Source organism: Pontibacter actiniarum (assembly GCF_003585765.1).
Taxonomy (GTDB): Bacteria; Bacteroidota; Bacteroidia; order Cytophagales; family Hymenobacteraceae; genus Pontibacter; species Pontibacter actiniarum.
The window spans coordinates 4,436,968-4,458,158 of the sequence record NZ_CP021235.1; the positions used below are offsets into that span (position 1 = coordinate 4,436,968).

Here is a 21,191-nt window from a genome sequence, read left to right on the forward strand (position 1 = left end):
GCGGGCCTGGTATGGGGTCCTAATACTGAAGAAGAAGATAAAGCCGATGCTTAAGAAACCACTGCAAGACTTTATTCAGGTATGCGCCATTGTAGCGCAGCAAAACCTGTACGGATGGTATCTGCTGCTGGTGCTGCTCGCCTTTGCTGTACTTTAAGTGTGCCACTCTAAGCTATGAAAAGCGCCTGCAGGTAAAGCTGCCGGGTTGCCGTTACGTTTACCACCATTAGTGCAATTTAACAACTATGAAAAGCCTCCTCTACATTGCGTTGCTGTACCTCTGCCTGGCGCTGCTGGCGATGGGGTGCACCAAAAGCGCTCCTGTGCCGGCCTGCAAAGCGGTAGAGGTGGTAGGGCAGGACTGTGAGCAAGGCTGGTACCTCCTGAAGCTGGAAGACGATACGGATGAGGCGGAGGGGAAATCCGGCACGTATGTGGGGCAGCTGCAGGGCGGCTACGTTACCACAGATAACCTGCCGGAGCAGTTCCGGCGGGCCGGCGCAAAAGTAAGCGTGCGCCTGGAGCTAAACGGCTCCTACGGCCCCACCTGCGTCTCGACAGCCATGCTCTACCCCGCCGTTAGGATAGTGGCTGTTTGTGGGGAAGATGTACGGTAAGGTACCTTTGTAACATAACATGTATTGAGATTAAGTGTGAATGAATAAATAAAAGAGATACAGAGGGCCTGCCAAGCAGGTCTTTTGTATACCCCTGCTGCGTGCCTCCGGCACTGCACCGGCTGCCCGGCACAACTTTTTTGCCTGCGTATTTTCCCTTGTGCTGCTGTGCAATAATCTGTGTGTATTGCAGTTTACAGATTGCAATATCTTTCAGTTGAAGAAAATATAGTGTTATATTTGAACCGGAATAAGTTGTGGCTTTTATAGCTATAAGGAAGAAAGGATTTTATACACCATGTTTCTCTTCTATAACCAGGCGAGGTAAGAACCGACCAAACCGCCGTGTTTTGTTTGGGGAAACCTGTTTTCACAGTTAATATATGTTACTTTCCAAGACAAGAACCCTCTTCACGAATAAGTTTAACTACCTGCTTTGCTGCCTTGGTGCAGCACTGGCTCTTTCTTCTTGCGAGGACCCGAACGAACTGGGCCTGGAGCTGGTAGAGGATAACGTTTCCGGCAAGTTTACAGACACACTCACAGTAGATGTGTCTACCGTACTGCTGGACTCTGTCTATACCTCCGGAACAGGTGCTTTGTTGGTAGGGCAGTATGCCACACCTCAGACAGGCACCCTAAACGCTTCTACCTATTTCCAGCTGGGTATCGGTAGCGCAGCGACCATCGGAACGGAAGCCACTTATGATTCTATCAAGCTGGTTCTGCCGTTATCGGGCTACTACTACGGCGACACCACCAATGCGGTCACGTATGAGGTGTACGAGCTGAACTCGGACCTGAAGCTTAGAGAACTGCCGCCTATTTACCCGAATGAGCGCCCTGTCTCTGATTTCTACCGTCAGTCTGCGCTGTACAACAAGAGCAAGATAGCTGTAAAGGATGAGCCGCTGACCAGCTTTACCTTTCAGCCAGGAGTAGCCAAAAAGGATACACTCCAGGTGGACCTGCCGGATGCCCTGGGCCAGGCATGGTTCGATATCCGCAAGGCAGGAGGAGAGCAACTGAAGCAGACAAGCAACTTTATCACGTATTTCAAAGGCTTGGGCATCAAGGCTTCTCAGAGCACCTCTGTGCTTGGCTTCAATGCGTCCTCTGGGGTAATGGTGCAGCTGTACTACTCAGAGCCTGCGGCATCGGGTGGCACAAGAGTGGCTAAAACGCTAAACTTCCCGTTGAACAACCCTACCCTGCAGTTTAACAGGATCACATCTGACTTTACAGGCTCGCCGCTGGAGGGCCTGAAAGACAACAACATCCTTCCCGCCAGTGCTACAAACGGTATGAGCGTGGCGCAGGCAGGCACAGGGCTGATGATTAAGCTGGAGCTGCCGTACCTGGAGCAGCTGAAGGCCCAGCTGAAGCCGGAGTTTATCAACAAGGCCGTGCTGGTAATAGAGCCGCTCAGAAGCGCGACTACTACCTATCCATATCCGGTGCCGACGACTGTCGGCATATACAGAACAAACCAGAATACGGGCGTGACCTACAGCCCGCTGCCTTACGACTATGATACGAAAGGCTCACCTGTTGTTTCCGGCTTTGTTAAGGATAGCGAAAACGCGACAACGGGGCACTATGAGTTCTCTATCACCGAGTACCTGATCAGCAGGCTGAAAAACGAGCAGCTCATAAACGAGCCGCTGTACATTGCACCGGCTTCAGGCTTTAATACCGCTGTAAGTCGCCTGGTTGTGGGGGCGCAGGACAAGAACATCAAGAACATCAAGCTTAAAGTTTACTATACCACAATCCAATAATCCACAACTATGAAAAATCCTTTTAAAAACATGCGCTTTTGGGCGGTAGCAGCTTTTGTGCTGTCCCTGTGCGTGTTCTCCTCCTGCGACTCAGACAATGACGATGAAGTACTGCTGGGCGAGTGGCAAAAAAGCTCTGACTTTGCTGGCGTGGCGCGTAGCAGCGCCGTGTCGTTCGTTATCGATGGCAAGGGCTACGTGGGCACCGGCCACGACGGCTCCAAGCGCCTGAAAGATTTCTGGGTGTTTAACCCGGAGAACGGCGACTGGAAAAGGCTGCCAGACCTGCCTGGCCCGGCCCGAAGCGGTGCCGTAGGGTTCTCTGCGAATGGCAAAGGCTACATCGGCACAGGCTATGACGGCAACGGCTACCTGAAGGACTTCTACGAGTTTGACCCAAATGCAGGAGAAGGCAACGGCGAGTGGGTACAGATTGAAGATTTCCCGGCCACTGCCCGTTATGGGGCCATTGCCATGTCGCTGGCTAACAAAGGCTACGTTGGTGCCGGGTTCGACGGCAACTACCTTAAAGATTTTTGGCAGTACGACCCTGCCACCGCCACCTGGACGGAGCAGGTAAGCCTGAAAGGGGCCAAGCGCCTGAACGGCTTTGCCTTTACGGTGAATGGCAAAGGCTATGTAGGCGGCGGGCAGAACAACAGCGTGTACCAGACCGACCTGCTGGAGTTTGACCCTGCCACCGGCGAGTGGAGCAACAAGAAAGGCCTGGAAGAGGCGGACCGCGCAGGAGAAGAGTTCCCTGTGTCGCGTATGTATGGCACCGCGTTCACCATCAACAACAACGCCTACCTGGTAGGTGGTACCGCAGGGGGAACCTCGGCGCTGGCCGATGTGTGGAAGTATGACCCGCTGAGCGATACCTGGACACAGCTGAACGTTTTTAAAGGCGGTTTAAGAGTAGGGGCCGTTGGCTTTGGGATCGGGGAGTCTGGCTATGTTGGCCTTGGCAACTCCGGCAGCTTCTATGCTGACGATTTCTGGAAGCTGAACCCGACGCTCATAGTCGAAAAATAAGAAGGTTTACAGTTCCTGTACCTGAAGCAGCCGGTTTAAACGCCGGCTGCTTTTTTTATGCCTGCTTGCAACGGCCGCTGCCCCGGGCGGGTCATCAGTAAGAAGGCAGCAGCAGTTCCTGCATCTGCCCCTAAATTTGATTTTCTGTAATGTAGTTTAAAGCCTGTTGTTCTGCAGCAGGCTTTTTTACGTTCTGAGCCTTTTGCTGCCGCCGCCGTAGAGAGGTGTAACTGTAGCGCTGGCTAAACTTACTGCCGATTTTAAATGTTATAGTTTATCTTTACTAATCCGTAAAACAAGCGAATGGATTTTAAGTTAACCTCAGAATTTCAACCTACCGGCGATCAGCCGAAAGCCATAGCCCAACTCACCGAGGGCATCAACAAAGGTGAGCCCTCCCAGGTGTTGCTGGGTGCCACAGGTACGGGTAAAACCTTTACGATGGCGAACGTGATCAAAAACACGGGCAAGCCAACACTGGTGCTGTGCCATAACAAAACGCTGGCCGCGCAGCTGTACGGCGAGTTTAAGCAGTTCTTTCCGGACAATGCGGTGGAGTACTTCATCTCCTACTACGACTACTATCAGCCGGAGGCGTACATTGCCTCCAACGATGTGTTCATCGAGAAAGACATGGCCATTAATGAGGAGATCGAAAAGCTGCGCCTGCACACAACTTCGGCGCTGCTTTCGGGCCGGCGCGATGTTGTGGTGGTGGCGTCGGTGTCCTGCATCTACGGTATCGGTAACCCGGAGGAGTTCGGCAAGAACGTGCTGTACCTGGCGCCGGGGCAGCGCTACAGCCGCAATAACCTGCTGTATACGTTTGTGCAGATCCTCTACAGCCGCACCGAGGCGGAGTTCACACGTGGAACATTCCGGGTAAAGGGCGATACAGTGGATATCTTCCCGGCCTACGCCGACTTTGCCTATCGTTTATACTTCTTTGGGGATGAGCTGGAGGCGATACACCGCATTGACCCCGAGTCTGGCAAGAAGCTGTCGGATGAGAAGGCGGTGACGCTCTACCCGGCCAACCTTTTCGTGACGGGCAAGGAAACGCTGAACCAGGCCATCCACGAGATTCAGTATGATATGGTGGCGCAGCACGAGTACTTCCTGAAGGAGGACAGGCCAACAGAGGCCAAGCGCATAAAAGAGCGGACGGAGTTTGACCTGGAGATGATCCGGGAGTTAGGCTACTGCTCCGGCATAGAGAACTACTCCCGCTATTTCGACCGTCGCGCGCCGGGTTCACGCCCCTTCTGCCTGCTCGACTACTTTCCGGATGACTTCCTGATGGTGATAGACGAGAGCCACGTAACGGTGCCGCAGGTGCGGGCTATGTGGGGCGGCGACCGCTCCCGTAAAGTGGCGCTGGTAGAGTATGGCTTCCGGTTGCCGGCCGCCATGGACAACCGCCCGCTTACCTTTAACGAGTTCGAGAGCCTGATGCACCAGGTCGTGTTTGTGAGCGCTACGCCGGGAGATTATGAGATCCAGAAGTCGGAAGGTGTGATTGTAGAGCAGATCATCCGCCCGACCGGCCTGCTGGACCCCGAGATTGAGATCAGGCCGAGCACCAACCAGGTAGACGACCTGCTGGATGAGATTGACGAGCGCGTGAAAGAGGGGGCCCGCGTGCTGGTGACGACGCTTACCAAGCGCATGTCGGAAGAGCTGGCCAAGTACCTGGAGCGCCTCAACATTAAGGTAAAGTACCTGCACTCGGAGGTGAAAACGCTGGACCGGGTAGAGATTCTGCGGGAGCTGCGCCTGGGGGTGATCGATGTGCTGATCGGGGTAAACCTGCTGCGCGAGGGCCTGGACCTGCCGGAGGTGAGCCTGGTGGCTATACTGGATGCTGACAAGGAGGGCTTCCTGCGCGACCAGCGCTCCCTGATCCAGACCATGGGCCGGGCTGCCCGAAACGAGAAAGGCAAGGTGATTATGTATGCCGACCGTATGACCGACTCCATGCAGCGCGCCATAGACGAAACCAACCGCCGCCGCGCCACGCAGATGGCTTACAACGAGGAGCACGGTATTGTGCCGCGCACTATCCTGAAGACGAGCGATGAGATCCACGGACAGACCTCTGTTGCTGACTCTAAGAAGAAGGAGGTGAAGATGTACACCGGGCCAGAGGAGGTGTCTATTGCAGCCGAGCCGATCATCCAGACGATGAAGCGGGATGAGCTGGAGAAGCTCATCAAGAAAACGGAGAAGCAGATGGAGGCCGCCGCCAAGGATCTAGACTTCCTGCAGGCCGCCAAGTACAGAGACGAACTGGCCGACCTGCGCAAGCTGCTCAAATCTAAGCGCGACTAACCTAAGCCAGACTTAGTACAAGTATAAAAGAACGGGCGCCTGTAGCTATTGCTGCGGGCGCCCGTCTTTATTTGCAGAAAACTGATTGCGGCACTGTTTAGCCTGGCGCTCCCATCCCTGCCTCCTAGTAAAGCAGGAATGGGGCCAGGCCTTCTTCATAGTTTTATTTGGTAGTAGGTAGTAGTTTGTAAGCTGGCAGCTTTAGTGCCGGCTTACAGTATGAAGATGCCGGAAAGGAGGCTGAGGTTGCATGGGGGTGTAAAAAATTCTGAAAAAGAACACTTTTATAACTAAGTTTTTAGTTTATCAAACGTAAACTTATTATATTCATGTATACAAAATGTAAAATGCTATGAAGAGAAACTTTTTAACAGCGCTGTTAGTGGCCAGTATGGCTGTGGCTGCTTCGGCACAGAGTGTAGGCGAGGCAAATGCCAAGTATGATGCGAAGGAATACAAAGCCTCCGGGCAGTTGTACGACAAAGCTTTGGCGAAAGGCAAGGCCAACCCTGCAGACTACTACAACGCCGCCTGCTCCTGGGCTTTGGCAGGAGACAAGAACAAAGCGTTTGGCTACCTGGGTAAAGCTGTAAACACAGGCTGGAGCAACCTGGCACACCTAAAGCAGGACGCCGACCTGAACAGCCTGCACCAGGATAAGCGCTGGGCCGCACTGGTGCAGGGCCTGGAGAAAAAAGTAGCCGCTCTGGAGGCAGGTTACAACAAACCTCTGAAAGCGCAGCTGGAGAGGATTTACGAGACAGACCAGGCCATCCGGCTAAAGGTGGAGCCAACGCAGAAGGAGTTTGGCAACGACTCGCCCGAAATGAAGGCGCTTTGGGAGGAAATGCGGCAGGTGGATGAGCAAAACAAGATCGAGGTGGTGGCCATTTTAGAGAAGCATGGCTGGCCGGGCAAAAGCCTGGTAGGGTTACAGGCCAATGCAGCGGCGTTTCTGGTTATCCAGCACTCAGATAAAGAGACAATGGAGAAGTACCTGCCCCTGCTGCGCGAAGCAGCGGAAAAAGGCGAGGCAGCCAAGGGCCAGGTGGCACTGATGGAGGACAGGGTGCGCATGAACAACGGCCAGCCGCAGCTCTACGGAAGCCAGCTCCGAATGAACAAAGAGACGGGAAAGTATGAGCTCTACCAGATAGAAGACGAGGCCAATGTAAACAAGCGCCGGGAGGAAATGGGCATGGAGCCGCTACAGGACTACATGAAACGGTTCGGCCTGGAGTATGAAGTGCCGCAGGCAAGCGCCGAAAAGTAAACCTCCAAGTATAAGAAGTATAAAGGCCGAAGCGGGTGATCAGCTTCGGCCTTTATACGTTATAGCCACTTTACAACAGTAATAGCCCCTTCTCCCGCAGCTCAAACCAGGTGGGGGAGCTGAGGAACTCCGAAAAGTGCAGGTGCGCTTCCCCCGGAAAGGTCTCCTCCAGCTGCTTCAGGGTTACGGGCTGGTCCTCTGGCCTTACCTTCTGGAGCGCATCGAACAGCCATTGCCCAATTGTGGCGGTTGTCTTTACCTGGAAGTCCTCGGCCTTCTCAAAGAACGTGAGCAGGCAGCGCTCCAGTGTTTCCCCCTTTTTGGCGTACATGGTGAACTCTATCTCGGGCATGCCTCCCAGCCAGAGCGCGCGCGCGTTCCGGCGCTCCGCATCCGGCTTTGGCGGCTGCTGAATGGCATTGTAGATCAGGTCGGGGCGGAGCTTAGGGCGTGGCGTCTTAAAATCGAACCAGAACGACAGCGGCTCCTCCAGGGCCACCCCGTGCATATAGTTATAGATAGCCTTCGCCAGCCCCTGCCCGAACAGGCTGTGGTCGGTGCCGGTGGGGTCTTCGTGCCAAAGGTCGTTGTTGGCGAACAGTCCTTCCTCAGGGCCCACTTTCACCACGCCGTACTTCTCCGGGTTTTTCCCGATGGGGCTGTGCGCCGTCATACTGAGGCGGTGCCAGTAGCCGGACTGGATGACATTGTTCAGGAACAACTGGCGTACCACCTCCAGTGAGTCAATCGTTTCCTGGGCGGTCTGCGTCGGGAAGCCATACATGAGGTAGGCATGCACCATAATGCCGGCCTGCGTAAAGCTGTCGGTTACCCGGGCCACCTGCTCTATGCTTACGCCCTTCTCCATCAATGCCAGCAACCTATCTGAGGCCACTTCCAGGCCACCTGATACGGCAATACAGCCGGAGGCAGCCAGCAGGCGGCACAGGTCCGGGGTAAATGTTTTTTCAAAGCGGATATTGCCCCACCAGCTGATTTTCACACCGCGGCGGATGAGCTCAATGGCCATGTCGCGGAGTGGGGCAGGGGGAGCGGCCTCATCAACAAAGTGGAAGCCTGCTTGCCCGGTTTGGGCTATTATCTGCTCAATGCGGTCTACCAGGAGCGTTGCCGGTGCCACATCGTAGCGGTTTATATAGTCGAGGGTGATGTCGCAGAAGGAGCAGCGTTTCCAGTAGCAGCCGTGGGCAATGGTCAGCTTGTTCCAGCGGCCATCGCTCCAGAGGCGGTGCATGGGGTTGATCACATCGATCACCGAGAGGTAGTCCTGCAGCTTCAGGTCGCTGTAGTCCGGGGTGCCCACCTCCGTGTGCGGAATATCGGCGTCCGTGCTTCCGTTAACGTACCGTACTTCGCCATCCTGGAGCAGGAACGTCCGCTGCAGCTGTTCCACGTGTCGCTGGCCCTGCAGGTGCTCCAGCAGCTTCAGCCATGGTCCTTCGCCATCATCCAGGGTTACAAAATCAATGTACTTAAAGAGGCGTGGCTCGCGCAGGCTGCGCAGTTCCGTATTTGGATAGCCGCCGCCCATCATCGTTTTCAGCTGCGGGTACTTCTCTTTTATGTACTTGGCCATGCGCAGGCCGCCGTAGAGGTTGCCGGGGAAGGGGATGGAAAAGCCAACCACATCCGGCTTTACCTGCTGCAGGCGCTCTTCCAGCAGCTCCAGCAGCAAGGTATCCACCATATTCGGCGCTGGTTGCAGGGCTTCTTCCAAGGGGTCAAAGCTGGTGGCCGACATCGCCAGGCTCTCCGCATAGCGGCTAAAGGCAAAATAGGGGCAGATGGTTTCCTTAATCAGGTCGCCTAGGTCCTCCAGGTATAATGTGGCCAGGTAGCGGGCCCTGTCGGTAATGCCCATGCTTCCGAAAGCCCAGTCAATGTCCTCCACCTGGTCGAAGCGCGAGGCCTCCGGTAAAAACCGGCTGTAGCTTATCTGCTGCGCCAGTGTGTGGTCTTTGTTCTGCAGAAAGCGGATAACCGGCTCTATGGTGCTCAGGTACTCCCGCTTTAGGCGCAGCATGCGCAGGCTGTTGTCCGACAGCTCGTAGGCACCTTGCTCAATGGAGGCAAATATCTGCTGCAGTCCGCTGCGCGAGAACATGCGCAGTACCAGCTCAATGCCCATGTCGGCCTGCGTTACGCTGTAGCCCCGCCCGCCCAGAAAACCTTTCAGGTACGCGGTAGCGGGATACGGCGTGTTGAGCTGTGTGAGCGGGGGCGTGATGAGCAGTATAGTTGGCTTCTCCAAGGTAAGTATAGCTTTAAAGTATAACTGGCGGCGGCAGGGCCGATTACAAAAGTACAGAGTTTCTGACGCATAATCTAAACGCCGCCGCCATTGCAACAGTGCGGGTGGCACAGTGGTTCAGCAGTGAGGGGGAAGCATGTAACTATATCTACAGATATAAGTATAACTATTATCCAGTATTTTATGTAAATATTTTTATAAGTTTGTTTATTTTACTTATCTTTGATAAGTGGTAGGATATTGAAGGATAATGACTTACTCTCTGATGCTACAACGATGGACTATTCGGCTATGAGTATGCGAAAAACACTACACATGCTGCTGACCCTGGCACTGCTGATACTGGCTGCCTATGTGCTGCACTGGCAGGAAACGGAAACGCCATACGAGGATGCCTCTGCGGCGGCGGCCCTTAAAGCGGCGCCCGTGGCGTTGGCTAAACAGGCTGACTGCTGCCTGCGCCACGCGCTCCAGGCCACCCAGGGAGACACCGCTGGGGACTTGCTGGCGATGGAGCCCGGCAGAGTGCTCCGTAAAGACGAGCTGCTGCATCATGCCGACAGCTCGCTGCATCCTATTGCTGCCACATACCTGAAGATGCCACTAACTAACTGATACCCTTTAAAAGCAAAAGCCTGCGACGTACTGTCGCAGGCTTTTCTGTTTTATCTGTTTCCCCGAAGGAGGTTATTTCCTCCACACCTTCGCCACGCCGTAATTCACTCCGGGCACGATCGCCAGCACCGTTACAGAGATCATCACGAAAAATACAAAGAAACTGCGCAGCCACCGGCCCGGAAAGTCGGCGTGCAGGCCGAAGGTATACAGCTCCAGCGCCGATGCCAGCAGCAGGCTTGTGATGGCGATAAGCAGCAGCCTGCGGCGCAGCTGCGGTTTTATGGCGACTCTTTTCATAGGCTTTCACGAAAGGGGCAAAGGTACGCTGGCGGCCGGCACAATAAAAAGTCAGGCGTGCCCTTTTTCCGCCTCTTCCTCCTCGCGGCGGCGTGGTGGCTGCTGCTGGTCGTCGTCTGCCGCTTTCTGGGGCGGAGGCCCTTGTTTGTCCTGGCGTACTTTCTCCACGTCGGACGAGTCGTCCTTTGTGGTCTCCTGGGGTGGTCGGTGTTGCTTGTTCTCTTCCATGGCAGGTTTTAACGTGTGGTTTATGCTGATGTACGGACTGCCTGCCCCAGCGATGCGGATTTTAACTATAAACCGGGACAGGACGTACATAAAAAGGCGGCGATGCAACGCAGCGGCCGCACCATGTTAAACTGAAACCGCTGAACAGCATGAATATGAGTAAACTAAAAACAACTATACTTAGCTTAACTGTTGCCGCCTTCTTCGCGTGCGGCCTTACAGCCTGCGACAAAGGGACCAGGCCGGGAGAAACGAACGTGGAACGCAGCGACATCAAAGACGCAGGCGAGATGATAGGGGAAGAGGGAGACCAGGATACGCGCTATGAAGACACCGATAGTCTGGAAAAGTACTATGACCATGCCGACCACGAAAACCACAGCGACAACGACAGGGAAGCGCTCGGCGACGGTGCCTACGACGGCAAGGGCGACGGCATCGAACGGGGTGAACTGGATCAGTAGAACTCTGCTGTAAGTATAAAAAAGGCAGCCTCCGAACAGAGGCTGCCTTTTTTTATACTTGTTGTGGAGGCGTCTAGTTAAAGACGAAGCCATTCGGGCCAATGCCAACCTTAAAGCTGGTCACCTGCGTGCCGTCCGGGCGGTACACATACACGGTGCCGTCGCCGGTAAAGCCGTTCTTCTCACCGCCATAGATATAGCCGTTGTCCGGGTCAACGCCCAGGCCGTAGAAGCTGCGCTCAACAACAGCGGAGTGGCTAAGGCTCTCGGCGTTTACGTCCTGCTGATACACTTTGCCGTCGTAGATATAGTAGAGCTTGTTCTTGGGGCCGTTCAGCACCAGCTGGCTTGCAGATGCCGCTACATCCGGGAAGGTATAGGTGCCGAGTACGGCGCCGTTTGCACCGTTGAGTTTGGTTAATGCGCCGGCAGTGCTTTGTGCAGGGTCTACCTCTGGGTAATTGGCGTAAACTTTGTTGCCGCTGCTCAGTACCCACAGGTTATTGGCGGCGTCTACGGCGATGCTGGTTGGATAGTCGGCCACCGGTATGGTCTTCTCCACCGCGTCTGTCGCTGTGTTGATAACGGAAACGGTGTTGCTGCCCTGGTTTACCACATAAAGCTTGCCGCCTACCACGGCCAATTGCTCCGGCTGCACGCCTACGTCGATGGTTTTGGTAACGGTGTAAGTGCTCAGGTCTACCACGGAAATGCGGCCGGTAGGGTACACGAAGGTGGTCGGGTCATAGTTGAGCCACTCTGTAACGTAGCCTTTGTCGTTGTTTAACGCTGCAAAGTAGCGCGGCTGATTCAGGCTTTCTACTGCTCCCACACTTTTAAACGTGGCAGCGTTCACCACTTCCATCTTATTGCTGTTGTTAACCACGATAAAGGCACGGTCTCCATAGATGGTCATGTACTGAGCCACATCACCAAGAAAACGACCGTTTGTAGTTTCGAAAACCTGCTGCTCTACCTGGGCTGTATTGTTGTTGTAGAAGGAAATAGAAGCATTCGAGTTTGTGAAGTTACCCTCGTTTACAACAAAGACGCCATCCTCGGCATAGGCACCGCTTGGGCCGTCGTTGTCATCGTTGCAACTGCTGAAGGCAAAAGAACCGATTGCCAGCGTGGCAGCCAGAAAAAAGCTGCGGAAAGAGTTTAATTTTCTCATTATGGTTTAAGTATGGTATAAGTTAAGGGATGATAAAGCGAATGCTGAAGGTATAGCCACGCGGAGGCATAGCCCGGGACACCATGGTCTGGTAGGCAGCGTTGGTCACATTGTCTGAGCGGAGCGTGAGCAGCAGCGAGTTCTGCCCGAGCTGCAGCTTCCGGGTCAGGGCCAGGTGCAGGAGCAGGAAGCTGTCGAGGCTGGTGGTTTCGGAGTTGCTGGTGTAGCGCAGCCCGGTATAGTTCAGGTTGCCAAGCAGCGTCCAGTTACGGTAGGCCGCCTCCGTAGAGAAAATAGCCTTGTGGCGCGGCACGTACATGAGCTGCTTGCCTTTGTCGCCGCTGCCCTCGTACACCTCCACCTGCTCAGAGGAGGTGTAAGTATAAGCGGCCGTGCTGTTGAGCTTTACCCCGGCCAGCGTAGCCGTGGCAGTCGTGCTGACCTCAACGCCCTTGCTCTCCACTTTGTGCAGGTTGGTTGGCCGCCATACGTCGCCTGCACCCGGTGCCCACTGTATCCAGTCGTCCACCAGCATGTAGTAGGCAGTGGCCTCGGTCTGCAGCAACAGCGTGTTGCCCTGTACCAGCACGTGGCGCAGGCCCAGCTCGTGGTTCCAGCCCTGCTCGGGGCGCAGTTCCGGGTTGCCTGCCCCAACCCAGAAGCGGTCGTTGAGGGTGGGCACGCGGTAGCTGCCGCTGGTGTTGCCCTTGAGGGAAACCTGGTGCCGATTGCTGTTGAAGAATTTCCAGTTGAAGCCCAGGGCGGGCGTTGGCGGCGGGTTAAACCCCTCTACCAGCGCCTGCCGCAGGTTAAGCGTTAGTTGCAGCGGCTGCACCGGGTCGTAGCGGAAGAGGGCAAACAGGGCGGCGCGGTTTTCGTCTGCCTGCGCCTCATAGCCGTCGTTCTCTGCCACAAACCGCTGCAGGTTCACGCCGCCACGCAGGCTCCAGCGCGCTCCGTGGGTGTATGTCTGCTCTGCCTGCAGCTGGTAGGTGCCCACCTCTGCTTTGGAGTTATTGCTAAGGTCGGTGAAGTGCAGGTAATCATTAAAGAAAGCCGCTTTCACGCTTGTCTGGCCCAGTTGGCTCTGGTGCTGCAGCTCTGCCATCAGGCGCAGGCTTTCGTCGAGTTGCCTGGAGTTGGTGTTGGCCGAGCCCATGGCCGGCTGCAGCTCCCGGTCGGAGAAAGTGTACCAGCCGTGCACGGCCACCTCTGTTTTAGGGGACAGGTGCCAGCGCAGGTCTTGGGTAAAGCCACGCTGCTCCACCGCCGCATGCTCCTCCCGTACTTCCGGAGCTTTGTACCGGCTAAGGTCTTTGAACTTAAAGTTATTCTCGGTTATGTGGCCGTAGGCACTGAGGCCGTAGGAGAACTTCCTGCCGCTGTACCCTATGCTGCCGCTGCCGAAGTACCGGCCAAAGCTACCCGCCTCCAGCTTCACGTCGCCTCCCAGCCCACGTGTTTTATACTTGGGGGAGTTGAGCAGCACTGCCCCGCCGATGGCCCCGCTGCCATACATAGCCGCCGCAGAGCCGTGCTGCAGGGCCACTTCGCCAAGGCCGCTGAGGGGCAGGGTGGAGAAATCGGTCAGGCCTAAAGTGGCAGGGGAGATGTTGAGGCCGTTCCAGAGCACAGCCGTTTGGGAGGCGTTTGTCCCCCGAAACGATACTGAGGAGATGCCGCTGGCACCGTAGCTCTTAAAGTAGATCGGGGAGCGTGCCTGCAGTGCCTCAGCCAGTGAGCTGGAGCTGTAGGTGCTCAGAAAGGTGCTGTCTACCTGCACCACGCGGCTGCCGGCGGCAAACACTTCGGCAGGCTTGCCGAAAACCTCTACAGTGCGCAACTGGTGCTGCGTAGTGTCTTGTTGCGCCGCTGCGCTGGTAGCAATGCCACTCAGGCAGGCGCAAAGCCATACATTCAGGAAAGAGAATTGAGCCAAAATACGTCTTGCTTATATCCCGAAGCATGCCGCAGGTAGAAAGGCAGGAACAGCAAACGCAGAGACGCAGCAGTGACCGTGCAGCTTTTTACCCGAAAGCATACGACTAATTAAATGTCGGACTGGCAGGTCTCCTGGCTCTCTTCAGTTAATCCGCCTTCCCATGCCGCAAGTGCTGCACAGTGGCCGTTGGTTCTGGATTAACCTCTTTTTTTGAAGATGACAGTTGCGGGAACAGCGCAGGACTTACACCTGCTTCCCTTTTAAGGCTATAACCACGGCAGTAGTTACGGCCACCAATCTGGGCGCAAAATTAGATATTTTTATTATCAATTAGAAATTAAAAATCAGGGCTGAGGAGGGGAGGCTGGGGGAAGCCTTGCCCGGAAGCTAATCGGTGCAGGGATGGGAGCTACTCCAACAGAAAAGCTCATGGGCCGTATCGGAATACGAGACCCCTAAACGAATAACTGACTTGAAGCTCCCGAAATCATTTTACACCCGCCCGGACGTGGTGCAGCTGGCACAGGAACTGCTGGGCAAGTACGTGTACACCTGTGTGGACGGCATGCTGACCGGCGGCATGATTGTAGAGACGGAGGCGTACGCCGGAGAGAACGACAGGGCCTGCCATGCCCACATGAACCGCCGCACCCGCCGCACCGAGATCATGTACCACGAAGGCGGTGTGGCTTATGTATACCTGGTGTACGGCATGTACCACCTGTTCAACATCATCACCAACAAGCAAGATAAAGCCGATGCTGTGCTCGTGCGGGCCATAGAGCCAGAGGTAGGGGTGGAGGAGATGCTGCTTCGGCGGGGGATGCAAAGTATAAAACCCAACCTGACCGCCGGCCCCGGTGTGCTGAGCATCTCACTGGGCATTGACAAAAAGCTCTACGGCGCCGACCTAACGGGCAGTACCATTTGGCTGGAAGACAAAAATGTAACGTTGCCCCCCGAAAGCATCGCCACCGGCCCCCGCGTTGGCATAGACTACGCCGGTGAGGATGCGCTGCTGCCATGGCGCTTCTGGGTGAAGGATAGCAAATGGGTGAGTAAAAAACGGTAGTTGCTCCCGTCACCTGCGGGAAGTATAGGAGAGAATTAGTGTAGTGCTTGCCTGCCTTAAGGTCTGCCGGGGCTCTTCTGCATGATGGTGATGCCGGTGTTGCCGACCAGTTTTAAGTGCACCTGCCAGCCCAGGTCCAGGTAAAAATCGACGCGGTCTGTTGCCACCAGGTATAGCTGCCCGAAGCCGAGCTGAGCGGCATGCTGCTCCAGGGCCTGTACCAGCTGTGGCCCCACGCCCTGCCTGCGGTACTGCGGGGCTACGTATAAGGCCGCCAGCCAGGGTGTCAGTTCGGGTAGCTCGTCCACGCCGTCGCTCTCCAGCAGCAGCACCGACCCTACAGGCACGCCCTTATCCAGTGCTATCAGCGTGGCGGGAAAGCCCTTGCCCTGCAGGTGCTCGCGCAGGGGCGCCTTTACGACCTCCTCCGTATTGCCGGGCTTCTTCCACCATTGGTTGTAGATCCAGTTGGCTACCGTGTCGAAATGCTCAGGCACTTCGTGCAGGTGCTTAATTGTTATGTTCTCTATTCCTGCCAACATCTGTTTTATGGCTGCTTTAATCCGATTGCTACTCGAAAAGAATAGCTAATATAGTTTAATTCCGAAGCAACTGTTACACGGCGCGTGTGATGGCAATGTTATTTTTTGAGCTGCTAACATGCCGCCTGCCCTTCCGCTGCACCAGCCCTGTAGGGTTATGATAGCTCGGAGAAAGGGCGTACAGGGGCGAAAACGAAGCCAGCCACAGCATCAGGTGCTGTGGCTGGCTATTTTTATTGGTGTAAGGCTTGGCTAGCGCTTCTTGCTTTCGCGGTCCTGCTCATTGTCTGTGCGGCCCTGCGGTGTCTGCCTTTTAGAGAGGTCGGTGTTTGTTACGTCCTGCTCCAGGCTGTTGCCAATGTCCTTTTTGTTGCCTTTGTTCTTGTCAGTCAGGTCAGACTGCTGTTTTTTATTTTGATCTTTCATGGTTCTCGTAGGTTAAATAAACTGTTCTTACTCCTCGGAGGCGCCTTTCTTGCCTGCGCTCTCAGAGCCGGCGGCAACGCTTTGCCAGCCTTTGCCCTGCGTTGGCTTGTTTTGGTTGCCTGTTTTAGAAGCAGTTTGGGTCTGGGCGTTAGGGTTGCGAGGGTTGTTGTTACTGTTTCTCAGCGAAGCCTCCACAGCAAGTCTGCTCCCTTTTTTACCCGCCTCAAACGATTTCTCAGGGTTGCTTGCAAAGCCGTGGAACTCTGTGTGCTTGTTCTTTTCTCCTTTCATTTGTTTTCGTAGTTTTTAGGTGAAACAATCAGCCTCTTGTGCAAGGCCGTCTACAGGTGTACGTCAGCCATGGGCTCATGTTCAGCTGTTTAGCTTAGTACTTCTTATCGCTGTTTTCTTCGGCGTCCTTGCTGGAGCGGATGTTCGTGATGCCGCTGCCACCGCCAACAGTAGGCGAGGTAGCGCTGTTCTGTGAACTGGTGGCGCTTTCCTTTACCGATTTACCGGGCTTCATGGTCCGCGAGGTCTCGTTCACATCCTGCTTCATTCTGTCTTCCTGGTTTTTATCCTTCTCTTGTTTCATAGCTGTTAATTTAAAGTCGTACATGATAAAGGGCCATGCCGGGGCCGGCCTCTATACTTTGTACGGGGTAGCTATGGGCTTGTTGAGAAGAGTAGGGGGCGAAAGGAACCGTCAGGCTTTCTCGCAGACGAGCACAACAGGCTTCTGGTGCATGTCGGTGGTAAAGAACAAGTAGGTGTGGCCGCCCTCTTTAAGGCCTGTCTTCCTGCGGATATCGGCTACAGACTCCGGGAAGTTGCGCACCGTGATGTTGGCTTTCTTGCCAGGCAGCTGCCGGAGCAGTTCCTTTTTACTGTAGCGGCTCACGTGCAGGCACCTGAAGCTTCGGCCCGGGAAGTGGGGCAGCAACTGCCGCGAAGTGTAGAGGTGGCTGTTGGGGTGCAGCTTGCCCAGCTGCAGGTGCTGGCCCAGGTAGCGGTAAGCGCCGGCCTTAAGTAGGGCCGCGTTGGGTTCATACACAAACTCGAGCGGGTCGGTGTAGGCTGGCGTGGCAGCCTCTTCCTGCGCGCGGGTAAAGGTAAGCAGCTGTGGAGTGGCCTGGGGCAGCAGGTTTACAGCCGTGCGGGGCACATCAGCCGGCGCAGGGGCCTTGGGCTGTAGCAGGTACAGTACCTCTTTTACCTCGTTTTGCAAAGCCACCACCCATACCTGCACAACATGCCCGAGCTCCTGCACGGCCTGCTCAATATCCAGCATGGGGGAGGCTTTCAGAAGTACGGCGTTGGCTTTCTGGAAGAGCAGGGGCAGCAGGCGCAACACGTCCGGCTCGCAGTCCTGCAGCAGGTGCAGCTTCTGGGCGTGGTTGCCACGGCGGGCCGGGTCCAGGTACAGCACATCGGCCGTGCCTGTAAAATCCCTTAGAAAATCCTCGGCCGTAGTCGCTACGCTCCGGATGTTGCCGGCCCCAAGCAGGTTGAAGTTGTACGCGGCTATCTCCTGCAGTTCCGGGTTCTGTTCCACGTGGGTCACCTGCGCAAAGCTGCGGGCAAAATGAAAGCTGTCCACGCCGAAGCCGCCGGTCAGGTCTACCAGCAGCCTACCGCTTACCAGGCTAGCCTTAAAGGCCGCCGTTGCCTCTGAGGAGCTCTGCTCCACCGACAGCGCCACCGGGAACACCGCTTGCGGGTGCTCTACCCAGGTTGGCAGCTTCTGGGCAGCTTTTTGCCGCGCCTGTATCTGCTGCACCAACTCAAGCACCGGCAGGTGTGGGTACCGCTTTGCCTGCAGCATCAGCTGGGCAGCGTCCTGGTGCTGGTGTGCCCCTATAAAATCTAGCTCCTCGGTGGTAAATACGCGCATAGTAAGGCCTGCTTGTTCTTTAGGCAAAGATACTTATTTCGTTCACCTTCCGTAATAAGTATATATTTTGTTTAATGATTATTAAAATTTATTAAACAAAATTGAACAAAGGCAGTTAAACCAATAATCAACAAAAATTTAAAACTTAAATAAAAACGCTATGAGAAAATGGATGAAACTACTGCTGGTGGCCGTGCTGCCTACCATGGTGCTTGCAAGCTGTGACGACGACGATGATGACCTGGACATTGTGGAGGACGAGGCGAACGTGATGGTGGTGCACGCTTCCCCTGACGCACCTGCCGTAGACCTGTACCTGGACAACACCCTGGTTAACGCCACGCCCCTGAACTACCCGGGCAACACAGGCTACCTTGATGTGGAGGCGGGTACGCGAAACATTAAAGTAACAGCCGCCGGAGCAGGCGTGGGCAGCCCGGTTATCAACGCCGATGTGCCGTTTGAAGAGGACAAAGACTACACCGTATTTGCCGTTAACACGCTTGGCAACATTGAGCCCTTGGTGCTGGAGGATAACCTGACAGACCCTGCCGCCGGTAAAGCGCATGTGCGCGTTGTGCACCTGTCGCCGGATGCGCCGAACGTGGATGTGGTTGTGCAGGGTGGGCCTGAGCTGTTCTCGGACCTGGAGTTTAAAGAGGCGACGGCCTTTACTCCTGTAGATGCGGGCACTTACACGCTGGAAGTACAGCCGGTTGGCACAGACCTGGCCGCTGTAACGGCTACCCTTACCCTCGAAGCAGGCAAGATCTACACCGTTTTCGCTAAAGGCTTCTTAACACCGCCTGCCGGAAACAACAACAATCTGGGCGTGGAGGTCATCGTGAACGACTAAACTGCCTCCTCCTTTACAACCTGGCTTTGCAGCGCCCGCCACCCTCCTTTGGCGGGCGCTGTCTTTTGTGCGGCCTACTCAATCAGAACCGCCTCAGACTAAGTAATATTGACCAACCGCAACAAATTGCGTAAATTTGAGTTTTCATCTGAAAAATCATCAAAAAATGGTAGAGACATATTTGAAGTACAAAGTAAGAGATATCTCGCTGGCCGATTGGGGCCGCAAGGAAATAAGACTGGCTGAGGCTGAAATGCCTGGCCTGATGGCAATTCGCGAGGAGTTCGGCCCAAGCAAGCCGCTGAAAGGCGCACGCATCGCAGGCTGCCTGCACATGACGATCCAGACGGCTGTGCTGATCGAAACGCTGGTAGAGCTGGGTGCTGAGGTAACCTGGTCTTCCTGCAACATCTTCTCTACGCAGGACCATGCTGCCGCTGCCATTGCTGCTGCCGGTATCTCTGTTTATGCCTGGAAAGGCATGACTGCCGAGGAGTTTGACTGGTGCATTGAGCAAACGCTGTTCTTCGGGGAAGACCGCCAGCCGCTCAACATGATCCTGGACGACGGTGGTGACCTTACCAACATGGTGCTGGACAAGTACCCTGAGCTGTCTGCCGGTATCAAAGGCTTGTCTGAGGAGACAACCACGGGCGTGCACCGCCTGTACGAGCGCATGAAAAACGGCACGCTGACTATGCCTGCCATTAACGTGAACGACTCTGTAACCAAGTCTAAGTTCGATAACAAGTATGGCTGTAAGGAGTCTCTGGTAGACGCTATCCGCCGTGCCACGGACGTGATGATGGCCGGTAAAGTGGCTGTTGTGGCTGGCTACGGTGACGTTGGCAAGGGTTCTGCCGCTTCGCTTCGCGGTGCCGGTGCCCGCGTGATCGTTACCGAGATCGACCCAATCTGCGCACTGCAGGCTGCTATGGACGGTTTCGCTGTGAAAAGAATGGTGGACGCCGTAAAAGAGGCTGACATTGTAGTAACAGCTACTGGCAACAAAGACATCATCGGGGAGCAGGAGTTCCGTTCGATGAAAGACAAAACCATCGTTTGTAACATCGGCCACTTCGACAACGAGATCGACATGGCTTGGCTGAACAAAACGTACGGCAACACCAAAGACGTGATCAAGCCGCAGGTTGACCTGTACAACATTGACGGGAAAGACATTATTGTGCTGGCAGAAGGCCGCCTGGTGAACCTGGGCTGTGCTACCGGTCACCCATCTTTTGTGATGTCTAACTCTTTCTCTAACCAGACGCTGGCGCAGCTGGAGCTTTGGACAAACACAGAGGCTTACGAGAACAAGGTTTATACTTTGCCGAAGCACCTGGATGAGAAAGTGGCACGCCTGCACCTGAGCAAGATCGGTGTGGAGCTGGATGAGCTTTCTCCTGACCAGGCCAGTTACATTGGCGTGGAGGTAGAAGGGCCGTACAAGCCAGAGTACTACAGATACTAATCCGGGTTTCCCCGTTTATGTATAAAGAAGGCCGGTGCTGCAAAGCGCCGGCCTTTTCTTTTTGGGCACGGCCGCCCTGGCAGGTGGCGCCGTAAACCCGCTTCGTATTTTTAGGTGTAGTAGTGTTTGGTCATATAATGTTGAACTTAGACATGAGCGCTTTCTTGTAAGACTTCCCGATCGGGACGTCTCCTTTCGAGAAGACCACAGAGTTCTCCTCCAGTGCTTCTATCTTGTCCAGGTTGGCGATGTAGGAGCGGTGTACGCGCACAAAGTTCTGCGACGGCAGCTTATGCTCCATATCCTTCAGGGTGGAGCTTACCAGGTACTTCTGGTCGGCGGTCACAATAAAGGAGTAGTTGTCATAGGCCTCCACCCAGAGGATGTCGCTGTAATGCACCTTAATGATGCGGTGCTTTACCTTCACAAAGATATAGTCAGAGGTTACTTCCTGCTCTTTGTGCTCCAGCTGGTTGCCGTTGGTCTCTTTTCCGTTCTTCTGGCTACTGTCGTGTTTGTACAGCGCGATTTCAATGGCGGAGCGGAGGCTCTTTTCGTCGAAAGGCTTTACCAGAAAGCCGTCGGGTTCGGTCTTCTTGGCGCGGTCGATGGTTGCGTGATCGGCGTAGGCGGTGAGGTAGATAAACGGGATCTTGAACTCTTCGCGGATGCGCGAGCCGATGTCAACCCCGTCGGCACTGCCGCGCAGGTTAATATCGAGCAGCACCAGGTCAGGCTGGGTTTCCCGGATCATGTCTATAGTGTCTTCACCTGCATCTATGGCACACGTCTCGTAACCTAACTCTTCCAGGCTAGCCGCAAGGTCTTCCGCGATGATGACCTCATCTTCCGATATAAGGATTTTAGGTTTTGTCATAGCATTAGGTTCATACGT

Annotated in this window: 21 protein-coding genes and 1 riboswitch; of the genes, 10 read left to right on the top strand and 11 right to left on the bottom strand. The window is 55.0% G+C overall.

What is annotated here, in order from left to right; all coding sequences use genetic code 11:
* The first annotated feature begins 245 nt into the window (after window positions 1-245).
* From CA264_RS19145 to CA264_RS19165, 5 genes are all read left to right on the top strand, one after another.
* Window positions 246-617: a hypothetical protein gene (locus tag CA264_RS19145; protein WP_025609006.1), complete on the top strand. Its 372-nt coding sequence runs from the start codon at window positions 246-248 to the stop codon at window positions 615-617.
* A 383-nt stretch (window positions 618-1,000) separates the two neighbouring features.
* Window positions 1,001-2,398 (top strand): DUF4270 family protein, encoded by a 1,398-nt coding sequence (locus CA264_RS19150; RefSeq protein ID WP_025609007.1) that lies wholly within the window; start codon window positions 1,001-1,003, stop codon window positions 2,396-2,398.
* A 9-nt stretch (window positions 2,399-2,407) separates the two neighbouring features.
* Entirely contained in the window at window positions 2,408-3,433 is a 1,026-nt protein-coding gene (locus tag CA264_RS19155) for a Kelch repeat-containing protein (protein WP_084196292.1), read from the top strand.
* A gap of 303 nt (window positions 3,434-3,736) precedes the next feature.
* Window positions 3,737-5,764, top strand: a complete 2,028-nt coding sequence (gene uvrB / locus CA264_RS19160; RefSeq protein ID WP_025609009.1) for an excinuclease ABC subunit UvrB — start codon at window positions 3,737-3,739, stop codon at window positions 5,762-5,764.
* A 352-nt stretch (window positions 5,765-6,116) separates the two neighbouring features.
* Complete coding sequence (locus CA264_RS19165; RefSeq protein WP_025609010.1) at window positions 6,117-7,037, top strand: DUF6624 domain-containing protein; 921 nt, start codon at window positions 6,117-6,119, stop codon at window positions 7,035-7,037.
* 70 nt (window positions 7,038-7,107) lie between these two features.
* Here the strand turns inward: CA264_RS19165 and CA264_RS19170 are convergent, their stop codons facing one another.
* Window positions 7,108-9,309, bottom strand: a complete 2,202-nt coding sequence (locus CA264_RS19170) for a B12-binding domain-containing radical SAM protein (RefSeq protein WP_025609011.1) — start codon at window positions 9,307-9,309, stop codon at window positions 7,108-7,110.
* A gap of 297 nt (window positions 9,310-9,606) precedes the next feature.
* On the opposite strand from CA264_RS19170, the gene CA264_RS19175 reads away from it, so the two are divergent.
* A complete protein-coding gene (locus tag CA264_RS19175; protein WP_157593748.1) occupies window positions 9,607-9,924 on the top strand; it encodes a hypothetical protein in 318 nt (105 codons plus the stop codon).
* Window positions 9,925-9,996: 72 nt separating this feature from the next.
* On the opposite strand, the gene CA264_RS19180 is transcribed toward CA264_RS19175, so the two are convergent.
* Window positions 9,997-10,224, bottom strand: coding sequence for a DUF2798 domain-containing protein (locus CA264_RS19180; RefSeq protein ID WP_025609013.1), 228 nt, complete (start codon window positions 10,222-10,224; stop codon window positions 9,997-9,999).
* Between the two features lie 51 nt (window positions 10,225-10,275).
* Window positions 10,276-10,452 carry a hypothetical protein gene (locus CA264_RS21975; RefSeq protein WP_157593749.1) on the bottom strand — a complete coding sequence of 59 codons (177 nt, stop codon included), beginning with the start codon at window positions 10,450-10,452 and terminating at the stop codon, window positions 10,276-10,278.
* Window positions 10,453-10,607: 155 nt separating this feature from the next.
* Between CA264_RS21975 and CA264_RS19190 the strand changes: the two genes are divergently transcribed.
* Window positions 10,608-10,916, top strand: coding sequence for a hypothetical protein (locus tag CA264_RS19190; protein WP_051364524.1), 309 nt, complete (start codon window positions 10,608-10,610; stop codon window positions 10,914-10,916).
* A 73-nt stretch (window positions 10,917-10,989) separates the two neighbouring features.
* Here the strand turns inward: CA264_RS19190 and CA264_RS19195 are convergent, their stop codons facing one another.
* Both CA264_RS19195 and CA264_RS19200 read right to left on the bottom strand, forming a co-directional pair.
* Entirely contained in the window at window positions 10,990-12,090 is a 1,101-nt protein-coding gene (locus CA264_RS19195; protein ID WP_025609016.1) for a YncE family protein, read from the bottom strand.
* 22 nt (window positions 12,091-12,112) lie between these two features.
* Window positions 12,113-14,029 (bottom strand): TonB-dependent receptor plug domain-containing protein, encoded by a 1,917-nt coding sequence (locus CA264_RS19200; protein ID WP_036777573.1) that lies wholly within the window; start codon window positions 14,027-14,029, stop codon window positions 12,113-12,115.
* 107 nt (window positions 14,030-14,136) lie between these two features.
* Window positions 14,137-14,345, bottom strand: a riboswitch (cobalamin riboswitch).
* A 159-nt stretch (window positions 14,346-14,504) separates the two neighbouring features.
* On the opposite strand from CA264_RS19200, the gene CA264_RS19205 reads away from it, so the two are divergent.
* Window positions 14,505-15,104, top strand: coding sequence for a DNA-3-methyladenine glycosylase (locus CA264_RS19205; RefSeq protein ID WP_025609019.1), 600 nt, complete (start codon window positions 14,505-14,507; stop codon window positions 15,102-15,104).
* A gap of 56 nt (window positions 15,105-15,160) precedes the next feature.
* Here CA264_RS19205 and CA264_RS19210 read toward each other — a convergent pair whose 3' ends face one another.
* From CA264_RS19210 to CA264_RS19225, 5 genes are all read right to left on the bottom strand, one after another.
* On the bottom strand, window positions 15,161-15,646 hold the full coding sequence (locus tag CA264_RS19210; RefSeq protein ID WP_025609020.1) for a GNAT family N-acetyltransferase: 486 nt from the start codon (window positions 15,644-15,646) through the stop codon (window positions 15,161-15,163).
* A 252-nt stretch (window positions 15,647-15,898) separates the two neighbouring features.
* The gene (locus tag CA264_RS21980) at window positions 15,899-16,072 is read right to left on the bottom strand and encodes a hypothetical protein (protein ID WP_157593750.1); all 174 of its coding nucleotides are present in this window, start codon (window positions 16,070-16,072) and stop codon (window positions 15,899-15,901) included.
* A 27-nt stretch (window positions 16,073-16,099) separates the two neighbouring features.
* A complete protein-coding gene (locus CA264_RS19215; protein WP_025609021.1) occupies window positions 16,100-16,363 on the bottom strand; it encodes a hypothetical protein in 264 nt (87 codons plus the stop codon).
* A 94-nt stretch (window positions 16,364-16,457) separates the two neighbouring features.
* The gene (locus tag CA264_RS19220) at window positions 16,458-16,667 is read right to left on the bottom strand and encodes a hypothetical protein (RefSeq protein WP_025609022.1); all 210 of its coding nucleotides are present in this window, start codon (window positions 16,665-16,667) and stop codon (window positions 16,458-16,460) included.
* Between the two features lie 111 nt (window positions 16,668-16,778).
* Complete coding sequence (locus tag CA264_RS19225) at window positions 16,779-17,966, bottom strand: THUMP-like domain-containing protein (RefSeq protein WP_025609023.1); 1,188 nt, start codon at window positions 17,964-17,966, stop codon at window positions 16,779-16,781.
* 160 nt (window positions 17,967-18,126) lie between these two features.
* Between CA264_RS19225 and CA264_RS19230 the strand changes: the two genes are divergently transcribed.
* Complete coding sequence (locus tag CA264_RS19230; protein ID WP_025609024.1) at window positions 18,127-18,822, top strand: DUF4397 domain-containing protein; 696 nt, start codon at window positions 18,127-18,129, stop codon at window positions 18,820-18,822.
* 166 nt (window positions 18,823-18,988) lie between these two features.
* Window positions 18,989-20,296: an adenosylhomocysteinase gene (gene ahcY / locus CA264_RS19235; protein WP_025609025.1), complete on the top strand. Its 1,308-nt coding sequence runs from the start codon at window positions 18,989-18,991 to the stop codon at window positions 20,294-20,296.
* A gap of 130 nt (window positions 20,297-20,426) precedes the next feature.
* On the opposite strand, the gene CA264_RS19240 is transcribed toward ahcY, so the two are convergent.
* Complete coding sequence (locus CA264_RS19240; protein WP_025609026.1) at window positions 20,427-21,173, bottom strand: LytR/AlgR family response regulator transcription factor; 747 nt, start codon at window positions 21,171-21,173, stop codon at window positions 20,427-20,429.
* Between the last annotated feature and the right edge of the window lie 18 nt (window positions 21,174-21,191).

Coding starts and splice junctions, on each gene's coding strand:
- CA264_RS19145 (WP_025609006.1), top strand. CDS start 246: ATGAAAAGCCTCCTCTACATTGCGTTGCTGTACCTCTGCCTGGCGCTG.
- CA264_RS19150 (WP_025609007.1), top strand. CDS start 1,001: ATGTTACTTTCCAAGACAAGAACCCTCTTCACGAATAAGTTTAACTAC.
- CA264_RS19155 (WP_084196292.1), top strand. CDS start 2,408: ATGAAAAATCCTTTTAAAAACATGCGCTTTTGGGCGGTAGCAGCTTTT.
- uvrB (WP_025609009.1), top strand. CDS start 3,737: ATGGATTTTAAGTTAACCTCAGAATTTCAACCTACCGGCGATCAGCCG.
- CA264_RS19165 (WP_025609010.1), top strand. CDS start 6,117: ATGAAGAGAAACTTTTTAACAGCGCTGTTAGTGGCCAGTATGGCTGTG.
- CA264_RS19175 (WP_157593748.1), top strand. CDS start 9,607: ATGCGAAAAACACTACACATGCTGCTGACCCTGGCACTGCTGATACTG.
- CA264_RS19180 (WP_025609013.1), bottom strand. CDS start 10,224: ATGAAAAGAGTCGCCATAAAACCGCAGCTGCGCCGCAGGCTGCTGCTT.
- CA264_RS21975 (WP_157593749.1), bottom strand. CDS start 10,452: ATGGAAGAGAACAAGCAACACCGACCACCCCAGGAGACCACAAAGGAC.
- CA264_RS19190 (WP_051364524.1), top strand. CDS start 10,608: ATGAGTAAACTAAAAACAACTATACTTAGCTTAACTGTTGCCGCCTTC.
- CA264_RS19195 (WP_025609016.1), bottom strand. CDS start 12,090: ATGAGAAAATTAAACTCTTTCCGCAGCTTTTTTCTGGCTGCCACGCTG.
- CA264_RS19210 (WP_025609020.1), bottom strand. CDS start 15,646: ATGTTGGCAGGAATAGAGAACATAACAATTAAGCACCTGCACGAAGTG.
- CA264_RS21980 (WP_157593750.1), bottom strand. CDS start 16,072: ATGAAAGATCAAAATAAAAAACAGCAGTCTGACCTGACTGACAAGAAC.
- CA264_RS19215 (WP_025609021.1), bottom strand. CDS start 16,363: ATGAAAGGAGAAAAGAACAAGCACACAGAGTTCCACGGCTTTGCAAGC.
- CA264_RS19220 (WP_025609022.1), bottom strand. CDS start 16,667: ATGAAACAAGAGAAGGATAAAAACCAGGAAGACAGAATGAAGCAGGAT.
- CA264_RS19225 (WP_025609023.1), bottom strand. CDS start 17,966: ATGCGCGTATTTACCACCGAGGAGCTAGATTTTATAGGGGCACACCAG.
- CA264_RS19230 (WP_025609024.1), top strand. CDS start 18,127: ATGAGAAAATGGATGAAACTACTGCTGGTGGCCGTGCTGCCTACCATG.
- ahcY (WP_025609025.1), top strand. CDS start 18,989: ATGGTAGAGACATATTTGAAGTACAAAGTAAGAGATATCTCGCTGGCC.
- CA264_RS19240 (WP_025609026.1), bottom strand. CDS start 21,173: ATGACAAAACCTAAAATCCTTATATCGGAAGATGAGGTCATCATCGCG.